The 21,148-nt window shown below is 55.2% G+C and carries 17 protein-coding genes; 8 read left to right on the plus strand and 9 right to left on the minus strand.

What is annotated here, in order from left to right:
• Window positions 1-24: 24 nt before the first annotated feature.
• The 8 genes from F0P93_RS23595 (at window position 25) to F0P93_RS23630 (ending at window position 8,506) form a co-directional block, all read left to right on the plus strand.
• Window positions 25-690 carry an SGNH/GDSL hydrolase family protein gene (locus F0P93_RS23595; RefSeq protein ID WP_150880189.1) on the plus strand — a complete coding sequence of 222 codons (666 nt, stop codon included), beginning with the start codon at window positions 25-27 and terminating at the stop codon, window positions 688-690.
• Window positions 691-738: 48 nt separating this feature from the next.
• Window positions 739-1,563 carry a PepSY-like domain-containing protein gene (locus tag F0P93_RS23600; RefSeq protein WP_150880190.1) on the plus strand — a complete coding sequence of 275 codons (825 nt, stop codon included), beginning with the start codon at window positions 739-741 and terminating at the stop codon, window positions 1,561-1,563.
• Window positions 1,564-1,677: 114 nt separating this feature from the next.
• Window positions 1,678-3,126 (plus strand): S41 family peptidase, encoded by a 1,449-nt coding sequence (locus tag F0P93_RS23605; RefSeq protein ID WP_150880191.1) that lies wholly within the window; start codon window positions 1,678-1,680, stop codon window positions 3,124-3,126.
• A 25-nt stretch (window positions 3,127-3,151) separates the two neighbouring features.
• Complete coding sequence (locus F0P93_RS23610) at window positions 3,152-4,123, plus strand: hypothetical protein (protein ID WP_150880192.1); 972 nt, start codon at window positions 3,152-3,154, stop codon at window positions 4,121-4,123.
• Between the two features lie 101 nt (window positions 4,124-4,224).
• Complete coding sequence (locus tag F0P93_RS23615; RefSeq protein ID WP_150880193.1) at window positions 4,225-5,280, plus strand: Kelch repeat-containing protein; 1,056 nt, start codon at window positions 4,225-4,227, stop codon at window positions 5,278-5,280.
• 7 nt (window positions 5,281-5,287) lie between these two features.
• Window positions 5,288-5,611 carry a DUF4907 domain-containing protein gene (locus F0P93_RS23620; protein WP_191908901.1) on the plus strand — a complete coding sequence of 108 codons (324 nt, stop codon included), beginning with the start codon at window positions 5,288-5,290 and terminating at the stop codon, window positions 5,609-5,611.
• A gap of 124 nt (window positions 5,612-5,735) precedes the next feature.
• Entirely contained in the window at window positions 5,736-7,049 is a 1,314-nt protein-coding gene (locus F0P93_RS23625; RefSeq protein ID WP_150880195.1) for a DUF4270 family protein, read from the plus strand.
• 356 nt (window positions 7,050-7,405) lie between these two features.
• Window positions 7,406-8,506: an alkaline phosphatase family protein gene (locus F0P93_RS23630; RefSeq protein ID WP_150880196.1), complete on the plus strand. Its 1,101-nt coding sequence runs from the start codon at window positions 7,406-7,408 to the stop codon at window positions 8,504-8,506.
• Between the two features lie 19 nt (window positions 8,507-8,525).
• On the opposite strand, the gene F0P93_RS23635 is transcribed toward F0P93_RS23630, so the two are convergent.
• The 9 genes from F0P93_RS23635 to F0P93_RS23675 form a co-directional block, all read right to left on the minus strand.
• Window positions 8,526-9,890, minus strand: coding sequence for an MFS transporter (locus tag F0P93_RS23635; protein ID WP_150880197.1), 1,365 nt, complete (start codon window positions 9,888-9,890; stop codon window positions 8,526-8,528).
• Window positions 9,887-10,954 carry a galactose oxidase gene (locus F0P93_RS23640; protein WP_150880198.1) on the minus strand — a complete coding sequence of 356 codons (1,068 nt, stop codon included), beginning with the start codon at window positions 10,952-10,954 and terminating at the stop codon, window positions 9,887-9,889. Before F0P93_RS23640 ends, F0P93_RS23635 begins: the two co-directional genes overlap by 4 nt.
• Before the next feature lie 89 nt (window positions 10,955-11,043).
• On the minus strand, window positions 11,044-12,012 hold the full coding sequence (locus tag F0P93_RS23645) for a dihydrodipicolinate synthase family protein (RefSeq protein WP_150880199.1): 969 nt from the start codon (window positions 12,010-12,012) through the stop codon (window positions 11,044-11,046).
• 31 nt (window positions 12,013-12,043) lie between these two features.
• The gene (locus F0P93_RS23650; RefSeq protein WP_225309612.1) at window positions 12,044-13,165 is read right to left on the minus strand and encodes a sialidase family protein; all 1,122 of its coding nucleotides are present in this window, start codon (window positions 13,163-13,165) and stop codon (window positions 12,044-12,046) included.
• A gap of 5 nt (window positions 13,166-13,170) precedes the next feature.
• The gene (locus F0P93_RS23655; protein WP_150880200.1) at window positions 13,171-14,403 is read right to left on the minus strand and encodes a sialidase family protein; all 1,233 of its coding nucleotides are present in this window, start codon (window positions 14,401-14,403) and stop codon (window positions 13,171-13,173) included.
• A gap of 168 nt (window positions 14,404-14,571) precedes the next feature.
• Window positions 14,572-16,020, minus strand: a complete 1,449-nt coding sequence (locus tag F0P93_RS23660; RefSeq protein WP_150880201.1) for a RagB/SusD family nutrient uptake outer membrane protein — start codon at window positions 16,018-16,020, stop codon at window positions 14,572-14,574.
• Window positions 16,021-16,043: 23 nt separating this feature from the next.
• Window positions 16,044-19,394 (minus strand): SusC/RagA family TonB-linked outer membrane protein, encoded by a 3,351-nt coding sequence (locus tag F0P93_RS23665; RefSeq protein ID WP_150880202.1) that lies wholly within the window; start codon window positions 19,392-19,394, stop codon window positions 16,044-16,046.
• Window positions 19,395-19,563: 169 nt separating this feature from the next.
• Complete coding sequence (locus F0P93_RS23670; protein WP_150880203.1) at window positions 19,564-20,691, minus strand: mandelate racemase/muconate lactonizing enzyme family protein; 1,128 nt, start codon at window positions 20,689-20,691, stop codon at window positions 19,564-19,566.
• Between the two features lie 109 nt (window positions 20,692-20,800).
• Window positions 20,801-21,148, minus strand: coding sequence for a VanZ family protein (locus tag F0P93_RS23675; protein WP_150880204.1), 348 nt, complete (start codon window positions 21,146-21,148; stop codon window positions 20,801-20,803).

The following is a 21,148-nucleotide window of genomic DNA, read 5'->3' on the forward strand; positions in this document are numbered from 1 at the left end:
ACCTCGACCTGAAATTCTAAAGCAATGAAAATACATCTGTTGGTCATTGCGGATAGTCTCCATTACGACTCGGGCCTCAACTCCCGGCAGAGCTACATCGATCAGTTCGTGCAGCAACTGGAACGCGGGGGGCAGGAAGTAATTGTGACCTACCATGCACCGATGGCCATCAGCACCATCGCCGAAGTGTTGCAGCGGGTTCCGCTCCGACGCTATGACCTGATCATTCTGCAAATTGCCAACCGCCACCTGCGCGATTCGCGGCTGGCCCTCCGCCCCACCGCCGGCACCCGGTTCGTGGAGCATGTAATGGCGTGGAAGTTACGCATACAATCCGTTCTGAGTGCCATTCGGCCCCTGAACGAAGTATACGCCCATTTGTCGCTTATTCTGGAGACACTCCGGTTTCACCGCAGCCGGGTTATTCTGATGACGCCTTTCCCCCACCGCGAACCGGTCAGTGGCTGGTTGCGACGCAAGGGCAGTGCCATCCTTAAAAGTGAAGGCCAACACCGGGGATTCCGGGTGTTCGATGTTCAGGCACTGGTCGATTCCCGTGAAGAGTTTTTCAGTACCGGTGATCGTGAACGGCTCAACGCCATCAGCCACGAACTGATCGGACGACGGTTGTATGATTTTTACCGAACGGAACCCAGCATGACCACCGGTCCGCTGAAACAGGATACCTGACGCTCAACCCAGCATTACCAACCACCATCATATACTTCCAGCAAAACCATGAAAAAACCCCTGTTCATTGCCTTGACCGTTATCGTGGCTGGCCTGTATGGCTGCAACCAAAGCCAGCAAACCGTCACACCGGACACCGATTCGGTAATCTCGGCCACCAGCACCGCCCGGTTGGCGTCCGACAGTTCCGGGTTCTTCTGCAAGAAGAAAGTTACGAAAATCGCCGTAACCGACCTCCCGACAGCGGTGAGCGGTTACATCTCAGCCAACTATGCCGGCGCCACCGTTGATTATGCCGCGAAAGATGATACGGGTAACTTCCTGGTAGCCATCACGCAAAATGGCGAAACCAAAGCCCTGTTATTCAACGCCGACGGCACTTTTAACGAAGAATTAGCCCTGAAAGACGGCCCCGGCCGAAAAGGCGGTTCGCACGGAAAAGGCGGTGGCAAAAAAGGAACGCTGGAACAGATTGCCGTCGCTGACCTGCCGTCTGCCATCACCAGTTACATCAGTACAAATTATGCCGGAGCCGAGGTGAAAACCGCAGCCAAAGACAGTACCCGTGGCTACCTGGTGATGCTGGTGGTGAGCGATCAGTCGAAAACGCTGCTCTTCAACACCGACGGAACCTTCAACAAGGAAGTTTCCAAACCGTTGCGTGGCAAGTTTACGGCCGTTGCCGTTGCCGACCTGCCCGCTGCCGTTACGACCTACATCACAACAACGTATGCAGGTTCGACGATTAAAGATGCGGCCAAAAATGCCGACGGGCAATTGGTGGTCGTTGTGAAAACCAGCGATGGAAAACCGGTAGCCCTGCTTTTTGAGGCCGACGGCACCTTCAAACAGGTGTTGAAACAACGGCGTTGATGAATCGATTTGGCACCCTTCTCCGAAAACAGGATGCGGTGCGGTGGCGAAGGGTGCCAAATTGATGCGGTGAATGACTCATACTTTTTGAATACAACCTGAATTGGATCTCCTATGAACAATACGCTGCGCAGTGTTCCTGCCTGGTGGGGAATGGTTTTGCTATCCGCTACGCTGCTGGCGGGCTGTCGCAAGGAAACCGACCTTGTTGAACCAACGACCACCACCTCCTCCGAAAACCAGACCATCAACAAATGGATTCTGGAAAACATGCGGGAATATTATTACTGGAATGACAAAATCCCGGCCAGCCCGGATCTGACGATCGCGCCCTCCGATTTCTTCGACTCCATTCTCTACGCCTACGACGCCACCGCCCGACCCGACGGCGACCGGTTTTCGTGGATCGAGGAAAATGCGGATGATCTGTCGGCGTCGCTGAGCGGAGAATCGACCACCACCGGCATGGAATTCATGCTTTACCTGCGCTCGCAGGGTTCTACCAACGTGATTGCACAGGTTTTGTATGTTTTACCCAACTCCCCGGCAGCCGCTGCTGGCTTCAAACGGGGCGACATCATCAGCAAAGTGAACGGTCAAACCATCACGACGTCCAACTACGTTTCGTTGCTCTATTCGGGCGGCACAACGTTCTCCTTTGGTCTGGCCGAATTGCAAAACAGCACGCTGGTCGATACGGATCTGACCCGCGCTGTAACGGCTACGGTTTTTCAGGCCAACCCGGTTTTCATGGATTCGGTCTACACCGTTGGCGGAAAAACCGTCGGCTATCTGGTTTACAATCAATTTGTTCCGGCGCCCAACAACAGCAACGGTTCGGAATATGACGATCAGGTCGATGCCATTTTCAGCAACTTCAAAGCCAAAGGCGTTAACGAACTGGTGCTGGATCTGCGCTACAATCCGGGCGGCTATACGTCCTCATCCGCCAATCTGGCCAGTTTGATCGGAAAAAATGTCGACCGAACGAAAATCTATTTCCGCGAAGAATGGAACTCTACCCTGACGCCTTATCTCCAGCAGGAATACGGCGATGAGTTCTTTATCCAGCGGTTTGTTACCAAATCGCAAAACATTGGCAGCAACCTCCAGCGGGTTTTCGTGCTGACCACCGACGGAACCGCTTCGTCCAGCGAACTGATTATCAATGGATTACGCCCTTACATGACGGTAACGACCATTGGCACTACAACCTATGGCAAAAATGTGGGGTCTATCACGATAGTCGATGATTCCGGAAACATCAAATGGGGTATGCAGCCAATCGTTTTTAAGTCATTCAACAGCCTCGGCCAGTCCGATTATTCCACCGGTTTTACGCCCGCGGTGGAGGTTCAGGAACCGCTCAACCTGCAACCGCTGGGCGACGTCAGCGAACCCCTGCTCAATGAAGCACTTTACCAGATCACCGGAAGCCGCATTGCCCGGCGGGGTGTTGCCGAACCCAACCGCCTGCCCGCCCTGGGGTCGTCGATCCAGCGCAGAGCCGGCGGAGGGCGAATGATCAAAAGCTTACCAACCTTTAAACCCAGTACCCTATAAAACACCTTTAAGCTGCCTTTTCTCCATGAAAACCGCTCTGACTACGTTCTGGCTAACCCTCCTTGTCTGCCCGGCTTTTGCCCAGGGAATCACCGACTACTATCGCCCGGCGGGGGCGTCTGCGGGGGAATTCACGCCCGAGTACCGATCGGCGAAAGAACGCCGGGCCGAAATGACGAAGCTAATCGCCCGCTACGGCGAAACGTATATCCGGGAGCGTTGGTACATCGGAGGAGACGGTTTTTTTCGAACCGACAAAGGGCAGCTTGACCAAACCTTCAACGGATTGATCAGTACAAAATCCACTACGCAAACCGGCTGGAGTGCCGTTGTGGGCTGGGTTGGCAACGAACGCTGGGCGGTGGAAGGCGGCTACGCCCGTTCGCCTATTCACAATACGCTGGTGGTGGGCACCGGTTCGAACGCCCTCGACCTGCGCTTTGAGAACAACAAGCACGGTTTTGTGGTACGCGGCAAACGGCTGATGCGGTTGGGCAACCGAACCGCCCGTCGCTCCGGCTTGTGGCTCGGAGCCGGGGTCTGGATGGTGCCGAACAATGGCCAGCAAGTCAGCAACTTTTTGGTGGAAGGCTACAGCTACAGTGGTTCCGGGGGCGGTTTTGGCCGCACCAGCCGCACCCGGGTCGACACCCTCCAGATTTTTGGGGCAACCCGCCTGAGTCCGCGCCTGAATGGTATGGCCGAAGCCTCGGCCGAATATACCGTCAAGCTGGGCGGAAAAGCCGAACTCAGTCTGTTTGCCCGGAAATACTGGGGACTTAGTAACTCAATCACAACCAACCTGTTATACACCGTAAACCGCGGAGAGTCGCAATCCGCCGTCCTTCGGGCCGACGGCAGCGGCTGGAGCGTAGGCGTATCCTTGCGATACGTCTACGCCCTCCGCTATGACCTGCGAAAAATGCCGGGCATCTTCAATCTGCGGGGCAACCGACCGGAACCGGTCAGCGAAAAACGACGGCGTACTCAATTGTAAGTTCATGCGTATTGATTCTAAAAACAATTAACATCCATTTTCTTTCACCGTTGCCCCATCGGTAACGGGCTTTTCTGTTTACTCACTTTCCCCTTTTTTCTATGAAAATTTCATTTCCCCGCGTGTTGCGCTCTAAACCCTCGACGGTAAGCTCATTTTTTAAGAATCGTTTTTCGATCCTGATTCCGGCTTTTTCCTACACCTTAATCTGGGTGTTGTGGGGCGCTATACTGAGCAGTTGCTCCTCCGAAGACGACGTTGCGGTTTTGGGCGACTGGAATCGCCGTTCTGATTTTGAAGGCGTGGCCCGAAACGCCGTAGCCGGTTTTGTGCTGAACAATGTGGCCTACATGGGTACCGGTACTAACGCCGACAACGACCGGCTGAAGGATTTCTGGTCGTATGACCCGGCCCGCAACACCTGGACGCAGTTGGCCGATTTTGGCGGAGAAGCCCGCAATACCGCCGTTGGTTTTGCCGTCGGCACGAAAGGCTATCTGGGTACGGGTCTGAATGCCAACAGCGACCGGCTGAAAGATTTCTGGGAATTTGACCCTGCTTCGAACGCCTGGAAACGCATCGCCGACTTCGGTGGCACCGCCCGACGCAACGCGGTGGCGTTTTCGGTGGGCAACAAAGGCTACGTGGGCACCGGTTTCGACGGGAATTATCTGAAAGACTTTTGGTCGTATGATCCCACCAAAGATACCTGGGAGAAAACAGCCAGCTACGGCGGGGCGAAACGACTGGGAGCCCTCTCGTTCGTGATCGACGGACTGGCGTATGTCGGAACCGGCAACAACAACGGATCGGCCGAAAAAGACTGGTGGGCTTACGATGCGACCAAAGATGAGTGGATCGAAAAAGGTGATTTTGAAAGTGATGAACTGGTACAACGCAGCTACGCCGTTGGGTTTTCAATTGGGAACAAAGGCTACGTAACCCTCGGGGATGGCAGCACGGCGGTTTGGGTGTATGACGCTGCCACGGACGATTGGTATGAGCAGGGCATATTCGAAGGATCGGCCCGACAATATGCCTTTGGATTCTCCATCAACGGCAAAGGCTACGTCACCACCGGCAGCAGCGGTTCCGGCCGGTTCGACGACCTCTGGGAATTTGACCCCACCGTTGAACAGGACACGGACACGAATTGATGGGCTCATGAAAGGCAAAAAATTTCAGTCCCTGGCGATTCTATTGATCGGGCTGGCTATTGTTACGACGTACAGCCTGTTCCGTCAAAAATCGCAGTATGAGCTTCAAACGACCCAGGCACCGACGGGCTGGGGGTATCAGGTTATGCTGAACGGCAAAACCGTGATCGACCAGCCGACGGTGCCGGGTCTGCCGGGGCAACGCGGTTTTGCCAGCGAAGCCCTGGCCCGAAAAGTGGGTGAATGCGTTGTTTCCAAGCTGCGTCAGGGGCAATTCCCACCCACGCTCACCCCGCCGGAACTCAGCCAGCTGGGCATAGCAGTTCCGTAATCGATTTACGGTTTTCAGTTTACGGTTTACGGTGGCTGACGCGTGCTTCAACCAGAATGCGCCAGCCACTGAAAACCGTAAACTACTATACAGTATTTAGTCCCCCCTACTTTAGAAAAAATACATGCGAACTTTACTGCGCTTAGCGCTACCGATGGTGGCCGGAATGTTGATTTCCGGCTGCATGTCGGGGGATCTGGACGTCGGCCAAAATCTGATCAATCCCGACGAAATGGAACTCCAGTACATCGACACGGTAACGGTCAATCTGTCGACCATCATGGCCCCCGACTCGTTTGTTACCTCGTCCGACAGCACGATTCTGGTGGGGCGCTGGACCGACTCCCAGACGGGCCAGATGGAAGGCCGGGGATTTGCGTCCTTATCGTATGTCACCAACGATTTACCCGATCAGAAGGGCATCCGGTTCGACTCGCTGGTGCTGGAAATGGTGTACGGTTATTCGGTGGGCGACACCCTGAAACCGTTTACGCTTCAGATTCACCAGCTTCGGCAGCCGCTCGATATCGGGGCGGTTCATTACAACACGCAATCGGTCGCCTATAACGCCACACCATTGATTACCACCACCTTTCTCCCCCAATTCAAGGAAGAAATCCGGCAGGTTCGGGTTCGGATCCCCGACGCACTGGCGCAGTCGTTTTACGCCAAGCTAGTTAGCAAGGAGATCAACAGCAGCGAATCCATGTCTGATTACTGGAAGGGGTTTGCGTTTTTGAGTCCAGCGGCCAGCAATGTCTTTCTGGGGTTAAACCTCACCTCATCGCTTTCCGGCATCCGGTTGTATTACCGGGGCAACGACATCAGCCAGACGGCGGGTAATCTGCTCTTTCCGTTCCAGTCGTCGCAATTTACCCAACTGACCAACAACCGGAGCGGAACGCCTTTGCAGGCCTTGCAACGCGCATCGGATGCAGTTTCCAGCCGAACGACGCAAAATTCATCGTTCGTCGTGCCCGGTGCGTTTCTGTCCACCCGACTCGAAATCCCGTCGCTGAGTGAGTTTATCAAACCGGAAAACTTCATTGGCCTGAACCGCGCGGAACTGATTATCGAACCCATCCGGCGGGATGTGCGCGACAACAATGCGCCCCCCGACCAGTTGGCACTGTATTTCACCAACAATCAAAACGAAACTTTAGAAGCCGTTCCCGGTTTTTCCACCGGTGCATCGGCCGCCGTCGCCAGCTATTCGTATTTGCCAAACGCCATCGAACTGGAGGATGCGTACGTCTTCAACATCACCCATTACGTCAACCAGGTCATGAGAGGGCTGTCTGTCAACCGGCCGATGTTGCTGAAGGTTCCGACCGGACAGAGTACGATGAAGACCATGATTCAACGCGTCGCGTTTGGAAACCGGCAAAGCACCACCGACCGCATCCGATTGAAATTGTACATTACGTCGGATACGTAACCAAAACGTTGGGCGGTTTGGAAGTCCAAATTTAACCGCCGAAATGAATGTTTATCAGCCCGCTGCTTCAGCTGTGGGTAAACTGACACGAAACCGAATCATTACGAAACCGTTTTAACGGTTTGTCGGACGATGAAACCGTTAAAACGGTTCTGGTAGCAGGGAGTTACTTTTCGCTTGACCCACAGCTAAAGCTGTGGGCTGATAAACATTTTTTCGGCGGTTATTTTGCGGTAGGCTGATTAACATTCAGTTAGCGACTGTCTAAATCTTTACAAAAATTTAACAAGCTGAACGCCAGCGGTTCTAACGGCTTTTCAGTATTTTACCGGTTCATTAGCTTACTGCTTTCCGGTATGAACCAACCGATACGAATTTTCACGCTGGCTTTTTTTCTGGTCATCAGCAGCCTTTCTTTCGCCACGGCGCAGCAAACGCAAAACGTCATTCTGGTTACGCTCGACGGGGTTCGCTGGCAGGAGGTGTTTTCCGGTGCTGATTCGACGCTGTTGTTCGACCCGGCTTATTCGCCCGACACGGCCACGGCACGAAAGTTTTTCTGGGCGGCCACACCCCGGGAACGACGCCAGCGGTTGTTTCCGTTCTTCTGGAATACCGTCGCCAAAGAAGGGCAGCTTTACGGGAACCGCCTGAAAAACAGCCGCGTCAATGCCTCAAATCCGTACTGGTTCAGCTATCCGGGGTACAACGAAATTCTTTCCGGTTATGCCGACGACCGCATCAAGTCGAATGATAAAATCGACAATCCGAATACCACCGTTCTCGAATTTCTCCATAACCAACCCGATTACAAGGGCCGGATTGCGGCTTTTTCATCCTGGGATGTGATCGAAGCGGCTGTAAACGAGAAGAAAACCGGTATTTTCGCCAGTGCCGGTAACGAGTTGATTCCATCCCCAAAAACCGCCACCGATTCGCTGCTCAACAGCATGATGACGACCATTCCCGCGCAGGTCTGGGACAAATCCGTCCGCAGCGATTTCCTGACCTATTATGCCGCCAAAAACTACCTGCTGCAAAACCGCCCCCGGGTGCTGTTCATGCAGTTTGACGAAACCGACGGGCTGGCCCACGCCGGGCGGTATGCCGACGATCTGCGCATGGTGAACACCGCCGATGCGTTCATGGCCGACCTCTGGAAAACCATCCAGCAAATTCCGCAATACGCCGGAAAAACCACGCTCATCCTGACCACCGACCACGGACGGGGCCACACGCCGAAAGCCACCTGGAAAGGTCACGGTGCCAAAACACCGGATTCCTACCAGATGTGGTTCGCCGTGATCGGCCCGGACACGCCACCCACCGGCGAACAGTCCGGCGGACCAGTCTTGTTTCAGAACCAGTTGGCGGCTACGGTGGCGAAGCTGTTGGGCCAGACGTTCACCTGTGAACACCCGGTGGGGCCACCGGTTCTGACGGTTTTGAAACCGTGAACCTACTGAAACCGGCTTTTCAGTCAGGAGCCAGAACGACCCGTTCCATTTTCGGAACCAGCAGATGAATGATCCCCAGCGCGAGCAGATACGAGCAGGCAGCGACCACAAACAGCGGAAAATACCCATACCGAACGCGGATGATACCCGCCACCAGCGCCAGCAGAACGCCGGAAATAGCCCCGACCGCCCCCCCAATTCCCGTGACCTGAGCCACCAGCGGTTTGGGAAAAAGATCGGTGACGCTGGCGAACAAGGTCGCCGAAAAACCCTGGTGAGCTGCCGTAGCCAGTGAAATCAAGCCAATGGCCACCCCTAAACTGTGCGTCTGAGCGGCCAGCACAATCGGCACCACGCAGAGGGCACAAATCAGCCAGGTGATCTTGCGGGCGCGGTTGACCGACCAGCCGATTTTGAGAAAGTAACTTGATAGCCAGCCGAAGAAAATACTGCCCACATCGGTAACGAGGTAAATCACCAGAAACGGTAACCCCAGATTTTTGAGGTCGAGCTTCTGGTCCAGGGCTTCGCTGCTGTTGAAAAAATCGGGCAACCAGGTCAGATAAATCCAGAAAACCGGGTCGATCAGAAATTTGCATCCCGCATACGCCCAGGTCTGGCGGTAGCGCAGCAGTTGCCACCAGGACACGGAAGCCCGCTCCGGCTCGGGAACCTCATCGGCCCGAATCAAAGCGTGTTCGCCGGGCGACAAACGGGGATGTTCGGCCAGCGGGCGGTAAATCAACAGCCAGGCCACCAGCAGCCCGATACCGAGTAAACCGGTGAGCAGAAAGCAACTTCGCCAGCCGTATTGCAGCGTCAGGAACGGCACGAGCCAGGCCGTCAGAATGATCCCGATGTTGCCGCTGGCGTTAAAAATACCAAACGCAATCGAGCGTTCCTTTTGCGGAAACCATTCCGACACCGTGCGCGTAGCCGCCGGAAAATTCCCGGCCTCGCCAACGGCCAGCCCCGCCCGGGCCAACGCCAGCGACCGGATCGAGCCAACCAGCGAGGTCAGCATACCAGCCAGACTCCAGATCATCACAAACAGCGAAAATCCCCGCCGAAGGCCCAGCCGCGTGGTGAGCCAGCCCGTCAGCAGAAAGCCCAACGCATAGGCCGCTTTGAAAGCCGCATCGACAAACCCCATCTGCTCCTTAAACTGCCCGTCGAGCGCCGGGGTCAGAACCGCGTCGGCAGGAAGCCCCAGCATATCCCGCTTGAAAGACGGGTCAATCATGGTGAACGACAGCACGTTGCGATCCACGTAGTTGACGATGCCCGACAGAAACAAAACCGCCAGCACCCACCAGCGCAGGTTTTTCCAGGGTTTGTAGCCGGTAGACGGTTTCAGATCCGGTACGTTGCGGGGTTGATTCATGGGGTTGTGGGGCTGGTGATGAGTACCCGGTTGGTGCGAAAGCCGGGTCGTACCTCGCCACCGGGAAGAACCCACTTTCCGTCCCAGACCACCGCGGGCGTCGTAACGGGTGCCCATAACACTGGTTTCTCCGTGCGATCATTCGACCCGGTTTTGGGAATGACGTTGCCAGTAACCGTCCAGGTATTGGTCGGGGTGTGGTAGGCCAGAACTTCGGTGCGAAAACCGGGATGATTTTCTTTCAGAATCAGATTCCGGTCGGCATTGGCCCCGTCGTCGCCACCCGGCACCAGCAGTTGGGCCTGTCCAAGGGGAAAAGCGGGTGAGGGCGCGGCAACGGTGGGATTCGGCAAATCGGCCAGGCGTGCCCAGGTCCGTTGCGCGGGGTCGTAGGCATACGCATCGGCCAGATACCGGCGTTTGATCGCTCCGGTTTTTGGCTCCGCAAAGACTTCCGTACCGCTGAAGAGAAAGAATTTCCCGGCCTGCGCCCCGGCCACCGCCAGCATTCGGCCCGGCCCCGGCCAGGGGGGTAACCGCTGCCAGCCCGCTTCGGGTTGGCGCAAATCCAGGCTCAGAAAAAGGTTTTCGGCGGTGGTGTCGGTCGGCGTTTCAATGCCGCCAGCTACATAAACGATTCCGTTGAGAACCGCCCCGCAGGCATTCGCCAGTGGCAACGGCAGCGGACTCAGGCTTTTAGCCGTCACCTGTCCATGCTGGTATTGCAATACCAATACATCCGGATAATGCCGCTCGCCGTCAGCACCGCCGATGCACAAAATACCATCAGGCACCGTCAGGGCCACGCTGTACCCCATTTTTCGCGGCAGTTTGCCCACTTTTTTCCAGGAACCGTCCGGTTTTTCCAGCACAAACAGATCGTCGTACCAGGTTTTTGGCGTTTTGCCCCAGGGACCCACATTATCGGGGAAATTAGCGCCCCCTCCTACCAGCAAAGCCCCGTTGCTGATTCCGGCAACAGAACCCGCAAACCCCACCGGATCGGGAACGGAAGGCAACGTTCGCCAGGTCAGCGATTGCGCCAAAGCAAGATCATATACCATTGAAAAGAGAAGAACAAGAAACCCGTTTCGAGTCATAACGTCTATAAAAAACCGCGTTGGTGGGCCATCCAGCCCGTTCAAAAACCGACTCAGGATTGGCCATTGGGAGTAGCAGTCGCCGACAGCACGACCGGAATTTCCGAAGCCGTGCGGAGCCGTTGCCAGAAGCCGATCGTTTCCAGTTCGGTATACAACTCGTCATACTGTTTCTCCGAAAGCCGCGTCAACGGCAGACGGCACGGCCCTACGTTGTACCCGAGCATGTGCATGATGGCTTTCTGGGCCGGGATGGGCGGAAATTGGGTCATCACCCGGATCATCTCGATCAGGTGGGCCATGCCCTCCTGCGCCTGCTCCATCTGTCCGGCCTTGTAGTGCCGCTGGACTTCCAGATACAGCGGAGCGGCAAAATTGTACGTGCTGCCAATGGCTGCTTTTGCCCCAATGCTCAGGGCTGGCAGCAACATTTCGTCGTATCCGTACAAGACGTCAAACCGGCTGTTGGCATACCGCAGACACACCTGGTATTCCCAGATTGTCGTGGCCGTATACTTAATTCCGCGCAGGTTGGGAATCTGTTTTTCGCTCAACCGGAGAAATTCAACCATGTCCATGCCTACACCGGTCAGGGTCGGAATGTGGTAATAGTAAAATGGCATTTCGGGTGCTGCCGACGCGATTTCGGCCATGCTGCTGACCAGATTCTGAACCGATGTGGGTTTGAAGTAAAACGCAGCGACCGACGAAGCGGCATCGGCCCCGATCGAATACGCGTGTTGCAACAGTGCCTGCGATTCGCGAATACTCGAATGCCCGACGTGTACCCAGATGGGCAACCGCCCCGCTGATGCCTGCACGAAGGCTTCGGCCACGGTCATACGTTCCTGTGTCGTCATGTTGGGGCCTTCGCCGTTGCTGCCACAGATGAAGGCGCCACTCAGCCCATCGGCAACCATTTTGTCAAGTATAACCGGTATTAATTCCAGATTGAGGGAACCGTCTTCGTAAAAGGGGGTAAATGGTGCGGACAACAGTCCTTCGGTTTTTGGTACGTTCATGGTGTTTTGGTCAATTCTACTCGCTTTCTATTTATAGCCTTTTGTCGAAATCGTCGAGCTTGAACCGGACGGAGACGACCGAATGCTTTTTCGTTCCGGGTTCGTATTTGATGTACGTTGTTGCCACGAGCGTACCGTCGGGCAGGAGTTCCAGACCGGGATACCCGCAATCGGTTCCGGCGTAATTATGCAGCAGTTTCACCCGATATTGGCCCGAAAGCCCATTGATGATGTCGTTGTACGTTCCCACCCAGGCCACAAAATGCCCTTTGGTGGGGCTATTGGGGGCCATATCCCGAAAAACCGACACAATCCGACCGTCCGGCGTATACCGCACCATATGGCGGTCGCCGGTCAGCCCCCAGGGCGTTTCGACCGGCTTCGACCAGGTTTTCCCCTCGTCCTCCGACGTCATCATCAACGCCCGGCCTTTCCGCTGGTTTTCCCGCATCAGACACAGCAATTGTTTGCCGTTGGGCGAGCGAAACACGGCGGGTTCGCAGGGCGAGCGGCCTTCCATTTCGCCCACCATCACCGATTCGCCCCAGGTCACTCCGCCGTCCGTCGAGATCGATTGCCAGATTTTCAGCGGAGATTTGTCCTTGTCGTCCGGCCCCCGATGATACAGACCCAGATAATCGCCGTTCTGTAGTTTGACAATGCTCGAAAAGGCCATGACACACGGTTTTCCCAGACTTTTGACGGGCGTCCAGGTTTTGCCGCCGTCTTCGCTCCAGGTCTGGGACATGCCCGGACGGGCCGCAAACACCATCAGACGCGCCTTCCCGGCTTTGTCCGTTAACTGGTAAATACTGGGGCAATTGAAGGTCGTGCTCCAGTCGGCGGGCGTCGGGATCATTTCCCATTGAACACCGCCGTTCGTGCTCTTCGCCAGCGGGCCGCATTTGCCCCCGTGATCGAACGACCAGGCACAAAACAGCGTCTTGCCGTCGGGCATCAAGACCGTTGTCGGGTGCCCCTGGTAGATTTCCTCCGTTCCCCGGGCAATAACCGTGTGCCGGTTTTTCTCGCCGGACACATCCAGAATCGGGAGGTTTGGGCTGTAAGGCTGGGCTACGGTAAGCAAAGCCGACGAACTCATCAAAACCGTTAGAATCCAGTACTTTACTGATTGTTTCAGGAAATAACTCATAAGATTTAGCGGGTAGAAGACACCATGTTGACCTGATCTTTCTGATCCGTGAGCCAGGCCAGGTTGAAGCGTTTGAGCACAATGCGATACCGCCAGGTTTCGGTTGAACCTTCGTTGGTTTCGTAAAGGCAATACATCATGCCATCCGGACCAACGGCCAGATCGGAATACCCCGCCTTGCCCGCATCGATAACTTTCTGCACCGGCCACGACTGTCCATCGTCATAACTCAGCTTCGCCGTCAGGTTCTGCCGTTTGCGAAAATCGTTGCGCTTGTTGAGGTATTCCGGATCATTTTGGCTGTCTGGATTCACGAATAGAATACGGTTTTTTCCGCCCTTGCCGGGGCTGCTCACCCGAATCAGGCTGGCCATACAAACCGGGTCGAACAACTCCTCATCAAAAACCGGCTTCGTCCAGTTCGTTGCACCGTCCGGACTGTAGGCAATCATCCGCTGGTGCGGTGCGGATTCGGTGCGAATGTTGAGCATCACCCGCCCGTCGGCGGTTTCGACGGCAACGTGTTCGCTCGGATTTTTGATTTCCGGGGTGGTGTTGGCCACGATGGCTCCGCGTTTCCAGGTCTGGCCAAAATCATCACTGTAAATGGTAGCCACGCACGAAGGTCGGTGGTCACCCCCCGGAATTTTGGGATTCGGTTCGCAGAGCCAGACCGGCACCACCAGCCGCCCCTTGTGTTGCCCGTTCTGAAGCTGAATGGCATGGCCGGGGCCGGGTGCCAGCACTTTCCAGTTGTATTCGGGCCGAAACTGGTCAAAGGCGTAGGTGATTTCTTTCGGTGCCGACCAGGTTTTGCCGTCATCGGTCGAGCGGACGTAATAGCAGTTGCTGTAGTTCCGATGATAGAGCACATGAATCGTTTTGCCGTCGCGGTCGACAATGGGGGTGCAATTGGACGTCGGCCGTTTGGTTTCACGGGCGGCAATGATCACGTTCTCTTCCCAGGTTTTTCCGCCATCCGTGCTCCGGCGCATGATCATGTCGATGTCGGCCCAGTCGCCGGAATTGTTGACACGGGCTTCACAAAACGCCAGCAGTGAGCCTTTGGTGGTCATCACCAAAGCCGGAATGCGGGTCGTTGCGTAAGACGTTCCCGGATCGAAAACCGTAGCCGTGGTTTCAAAAACCGGCTTCTCACTCACCTGAGTGGGGCGGTTTGCGGTTCGGCAATTCGCCAGCAACGCACTCAGAGACAGGAAATAAACGAAGATTCGCATGTTTTTAGGACTTAGGTCGGATAACTTCGCTTTTGCCCCGTTCCCCTAAAGGGGACTTGGACGCACCTCTTCCAGATTCTAAAAGTCCCCTTTAGGGGAACGGGGCAAAAGCGAAAGTCCTGGTTTTAAAAATAAGGATTTAGGAAATCATTCAATTTAGCCTCTGCATCAATACCCTTCGGTCTGCTTAATGAGATTATTCAGCGACAGCACGCGCGTGGCTACCGGCCAATACAAAGGTGTGGTTTTTCCCCGCAGGTTCGGCACGAGTTCGTAGACATTGATGGTGCCGCCTTTGTGGAAGCGGACCAGATCCCACCAGCGTTTGTTTTCGTGGAAAAACTCCCGGCCACGCTCGTCCAGAATTTCCTTTTCCAGCGTCTTTTTATCGGTCACTGTGAAGTCAGCCACGCCGGCCCGTTTCCGGACTTTGTTGAGTTCAACCAAGGCCGGTGCCGACTGCCCCAGAGCCGCCAATGCTTCGGCTTTCAGCAGCAACAGGTCGGCGTAGCGGTACAGAATCACGTCATCGTCGGCCAGCCGGTCTTCTGCGTACAACGTCCCCCGGAATTTATTGGGCCAGGCAATGAGTTTTTTGGTGCCCTGCAATTCCCAGATGTAGCTCACCTCCCGGCGAACATCGCCCGGATAGATGTCCAACAACGCCAGCGCTTCCGGACTGGCGGCATAACCCGCCTGCGCATTGCCCGGCTCTTTCACCAGCGGCAACTCGGCGGCATTGGCGGCTGTACCCGAATAGTTTGCCAACGGCAGGGCCGACCGGGCATACATATCGCTACCCGTTTCGTTGCGGTTGAAATACAGCGAAAAAATCACTTCGGCGTTCTTTTTATTGGTAGACAAAAAGACATTTCGAAAAACCGGCAACAGACTCACACCCGATTTTTCAACCTCCGCAATGGCCGCCAGAGCCTCGTTCAAATCCGCATTGCCGCCCCCCAGCACTTTGGCCGTCCACAACTTTGCATCGGCTTTGAAGGCATAAGCCGCCGGTTTTGAAAACCGGTTTTTGTCCGGATAACCGGCTTCGGGGAAGAGCGCAAGGGCCTGATCCAGATCCGCAAAGACCTGCTTGAAAACGTCCGCAACGGGGGTTCGGGCCACGAGCGGCACATTCTCATCGACCACCGGTTCGAGCACCAGCGGCACATCGCCCCAGATTTTGGCCATGTAATAATATAGATAGGCCCGAACGCAAAGGGCTTCGGCCTGCGTCCGTTTTTTGACCACCTCGTTGGTGAACGGAAAACCGTCGATCTGCCGCAACAACAGATTGACGTGTCCGATGGTGCCGTAAAAAGCTGTCCAGTCGCGCGAATTACCGGCGTTGATGACCTGCGACCAGTAAGCCGAAAACCGGGGCAACGATCCCTGAACGTACAGTTCGCTCCGGTCTTCGCCGAAAGCCTGCTCGTTCATGTGACCCCGAAATCGCTGGTAAATGCCGGTCATGTAGGTGGTGAAGTCGCCTTCGCTCTGCCAGAACACCTGATTGGTGATCTGCGAACGCGGTTTTACCTCCAGAATATCCTGACAGGAAGAGCCGAGCCAGCCCGTCGCCGTCAACAAAAGGAATTGAATGAATGTCTTTTTCATGAGTGCAGCGATTGAATGCCTGATTAAAACCGGATGGTGGCTCCGAACGTAAATTGACGCGGACGCGGATAACCGCCCTCATCGTACCCCTTGTACACTTCCGGATTCAGTCCCTTGTATTTCGTCAAATACCCAATGTTGTAGACCCCGGCGTTGAGCTGAACCGAGCCCGCAAAAATCCGGCGGGCGATGCCGGTTGGCAGTTGGTACGAAAACGAAAGCTCCCGCAGAGCCAGCCAGTCGCCCTTGGCGAAATAAATGGAGTTATCGCTGCCGTAACCGTCGTCCAGCCCTACCTGGTTGTAGCCGACCTGCGTCACCTGCCGCAGGTGGTTCCGGTAGCCAAAGTCGGCATCGCCAAAGCTGAAACGGGGGTAGTATTTCCCGGTTTCGCCCGGATTTTGCCAGGTTTCGTCGCTGAGAGCCTCGCGGGGTGCCCCTTCGTTAGAAGCTCTTGCCTGTCCCATCGCCCGGGCCAGCGCACCGTCGCTGATGACGTGTCCGAGGGCATAATCCATCGTAAACCGGGCCGAGAAGCCTTTCCAGGTGAAGGTATTCTGCATCCCGCCAATCTTGTCCGGAACCCGGTAGCCGATGAATACCAGGTCTTTGCCGTCGATTTGCCCGTCGCCGTTCAGATCAGCCCAGTTGACGTCGCCACCGTGTTTGGGTTTGCCGAGTGCGACGCTGGTAACGAGCAAATCTTTGGGTGCGCTTTTGGCTTCTTCGTCGGTGGCAAAAATACCGTTCGACTGAAAAGCCCACAGACCGCCGGGACGCTCGCCCTCGGCGTAGCCACCGACTTCGATGTCCTGGCCCGTGGCCGGGTCATAAATCAAGCCGCCGTTGATGCGGTTTTTATCGCGGCCATTGTCGGGTAATTCAACAATGGTGGTTCGGTTGAACGCAAACGAGAAATTGGTATTCCAGGCAAAGTTGCCTTTTTTCAGGACGGTAGCCCCCAACTCGACCTCGACGCCCCGGTTGCGGAGTTTACCGACGTTGTAGCGAATGCTGTTAAACCCGGTTTCAGTGGGCAACGGCAGGTTATCCAGGCGGTTTTTGGTCAGTTTGTTATACACATCCACGATCAGCGTCACCCGGTTGAACAGGTTCAGGTCAATGCCGCCGTCGATGGTTTCGGTGGTTTCCCAGAGCAGGTTCGGGTTGGCGAGTGTGGTGCGCAATATACCGCCGTTGCCGCCGTACGGAGCCGAACCATAGCCACCGTAGGTATCGGTGTAATTCAGTCCGGACAAACCGGTCTGCCCGTAGCTCGCCCGCACTTTCAACTGATTGATCGCCTGTACTTTCCAGAAGTTTTCCCGGTGAACATTCCAGCCCGCCGAAACCGAGGGAAACAGCGCGTACTGGTTGTTGGGCGCGAAACTCGAAAAACCGTCGTACCGCAACGAAGCACCCAGCAGATACCGGCCATCGTAATCGTAGTTGACCTGTCCAAAAAGGCTGGCGGTTTTGGTTTCGAAGTACCCCGACGTTATCCCAAAATTCGGTTGCTGAACGCCGTTGATCACCGTCGTTGGCGGATTGCCGTTAAAAGTGGTCTGGTAATCATCCGTAGACCGCTGCCCCGTTCCCCGCAAATTGTACTCAACCCGGCGGGTAAAGTTGAAACCGGCCAGGGCGGTCAGGTTGTGCTTTCCGCCAAACGTGTTGTCATACTGCAAAATCTGGTCGGTCATAAACTGCTTGTCCTGCGTGAGTTCTTCCGCCTTGTCGCGCTGGCGTTGTTGTCCGGGAAAAGCCCGTTCAAAAAATAGATAGCGGTTTTGAACGATATAGAGCGAAGCCGACGGGCGGAAATGCAGCCCTTTGGCGATTTCCAGATCACCCGCCAGCCGGAACGTCGTCTGGTCGTTGTTGGAGCTTAAATCCTGGTAATACAACTCGTGGAGCCGGTTTCGAACCGATACGCTTTCGCCCAGCGCCGGTAAACCGTTGTCGTAATACAGGCGGTTCAGCGGTGGCACCCGCACGCTGCGCGTCAACTGCACCTGGTTGTTGGACAGAAATTTATTGTCGTTCCAGAGGTAAGAGACGTTGGTTTCCAGCCGAAACCGGTCGCTCACTTTGAAATTGGCGTTGGCCAGCGAACTGAAGCGTTTGTAGTTTGTACCCAGAAAAACCCCGCCCTGATCGATGTAGCCCAGCGATACGTTGTAACTGGCACGTTCGGTGCCGCCATCGACTCCGATGTTGTAGTTGTTGGTGGCGGCCGTGTTCCAAACCACATCCTGGTACTGACTGTCTTTGAAAATAATGGTCCGGCCCGGATTGACCGGATCGTCCATCGTTTCCCAGCCGTTGGCCAGCAAGTTATCGACGTAAGGCTGTCCTTCAACCGCCACCAGGTTGTCCCGGTAAGCGGTCGTAAAAACCGCGTTGCCATACTGACCTTTTTGCGTGTAAGTAGGCGTCGTGGCCGAATTACCGGCGGAATACAGCTTCTGGTTGATGTCGAAAATGTCGAGACCACGCGCCCAGGTCCGGCGGGCCAGATTCAGGTATTCTCTGGCATTCAGGTAATTGTAGTTGCGGGCCTGAGTTTCCACCCCGTGCTGATACCGGAAGGTTACGTTGCTTTTTCCACCGTTGAATTTACCGGTTTTGGTTTTGATGATGATCACACCATTGGCTCCGCGCGCACCGTAGGCAGCGGTCGAAGCCGCATCTTTAAGCACCTGCAGCGACTCGATGTCGTCGGGATTGACATCATTAAAACTCCGAAAAACGCCGTCGACAATAACCAGGGGATTGCTGGCCTGGATGCTGGAAACCGGATTGGTGCCACTGCCGGTCGAACCGGTTCCGTAGGGATTCAGGGTCGTGCCACCCCGGATGACAATGCTGGCGGCCGCTCCCGGTTGTCCGGACAAAACCGGCACCGAAACCCCGGCCAGTTTGCCCTGCAAAGCCTGAACCGGGCTCGCCGACGGAATGTTGCGGAGTTCCTGTACATCGATTTTCGACACCGAAGCCGTGGTTTTGGCCCGCGACTGTTCAGCGTAGCCCACAATGACCACTTCATTCAGCGCTTTCACATCTTCCAGCAGTTTCACATCCAGCCGTGTCCGACCGTTGACAGCGAGTTCCTGACTGACGTAGCCGATGAACGACACGACCAGCGTGCTTTTCGGATCGGGAACGCTAACCGTATAATTGCCCTCGGTGTCCGTAACCGTGCCGGTCGATGTTCCTTTGATGACGACGCTGACACCCGGCAGGCCGTCGCCATCTCCGCCGACAATGCGACCCTGCACCTGAAGCCGGGCCTGTGCCAACGCGTCCGGCCCGCTGAACAGCAATGCCAGCATTCCAATCAAGCTGATGGCTCGAAATAGAGGATTGATCATAATCGAAATAAGGTAAGGTTGTGTTAGGAAAGGACTTTTGTTATTATGTAAATACGTACTACATAATGACACAATATTGAAAAGAAAGAAAGAAAATTCCAAGAATAGTCCCTGTTTTTGTATTTCTATCAGAAAAAATAATACGGGTTAAGGACTACTCAGGACTGATTCAATACGCGCATCCCCGGATTACATCGACGGTATGGTTATCGAGCCAATCCCAATCCAGGTCGACGCCCAGACCCGGGCCGGTGGGACAGTGTTGGCAACCGTCTTCGCGAATTTCCAGCGGATCGGTTTTCAGTCCAAACCGGAACATGGGATGGTGGCTTTCCAGAAAACGCGAGAGCTTCGTGGCACAGCCCACGTGGAGGTTCGCCACATCCAGCAGCGGGGCACCGGCCGTATGAATTTCCAGCCCGTAGCCCATCATCTCGCACATGCCCATGGCTTTCATCAGCCCGGTGACGCCACTTTTGTGGTGAACATCCGCCCGAATGAGGTCAATGGCACCTTCGGTCATGTAGTGCGGCAGTTCAAACAGGCCAACGGTTTCGGCGGCCAGAACCGGGGTGCGAATGGCTTGCGACAGTTTTTTCAGCAGCACGAGGTGCGCATCCGGAAACGGTTCTTCAAACCATTCATACCGAAGTTCGTCCAGCTCATACCCAATTTTGAGCGCGTCTTCAAACGTCAACACCGCCGACGAATCGAGCATGAGGGGAAACCCGTCACCCGCCACCTCCCGCGCTTTCCGCAGGCGGGGAATGTCCAGCGCCGAACCACCCGACAGTTGCAGTTTAATCCCACGAAAACCCTGTCCGATTTTTTGGCGGACTTCCTGTTCCACTTCGTCCACTGTCAGAATGGTTTGGGGGGGACAAGTGACATAGGTGGGTACTTTGTCCCGGTATTGACCCAGCAGTTTGGCAATCGACATCCCGGCGACTTTGCCTTTGATGTCCCACAACGCCACATCCAGATTGCCCCAAATGGCTTCTCGAAGATTGTACAAATGCCGCTGTTTCGACCGCATAGCCTGCCAGATGGCTTCGTGATTCAACGGATCTTTCCCCACCAGCTCGTGGTAGTAGACGTCATGGACGGCATAGGCCGACGCCCGCCCCTGCCCCAGCGGCCCATAATCCATGGTATAGCCTTCAATGCCGTCGTCGGTGTGCAGGGTTGTCAGCGGAAATTCCCAGTAGGGAACATGTCCGGGCGGAATGGGCCGGGGATGAAACCAGGCTTCGGCACTCAGGCGAATCCGGTGGGTGGTAATGTCCGTGATCTTCATCGATTTAATGTACTTATGTGGTACATATATGAGCAAATAAAAAAGAAAGCCGTTTTATTTCCTACTATTTCACAACAAATTTATCGAAAAATGAAAATTAGGTAATTGGTCAACCCTTCATGATCCTTCGCATCAGGATCGTACTGACCAACAGCCCTCCCGCAACACCAACGGCATCGGCTGCCAGATCGAGCCACTCAAAATCGCGGTTGATGGGCATAACCAACTGATAGATTTCAATCAAAAAGCCATAAACCACACCGATGATAAAAAGTCGCAGTGGAAACCGGTAGATGGTTCCCCAGAGCAAACCCCAGAGGCCAAAAATACTAACATGCAGGAACTTGTCATTTACGGTTACTCCCGGAGAGGGATAATCACTCGGCCAGGCACAGCCCATGAAAATGATGATGGTCCAGCCGATGGCGGCCCATTTTACCAGCACTTCGAGTCGCAT

Origin of the sequence: Larkinella humicola (assembly GCF_008727875.1) — a bacterium.
GTDB classification, from domain to species: Bacteria; Bacteroidota; Bacteroidia; order Cytophagales; family Spirosomataceae; genus Larkinella; species Larkinella humicola.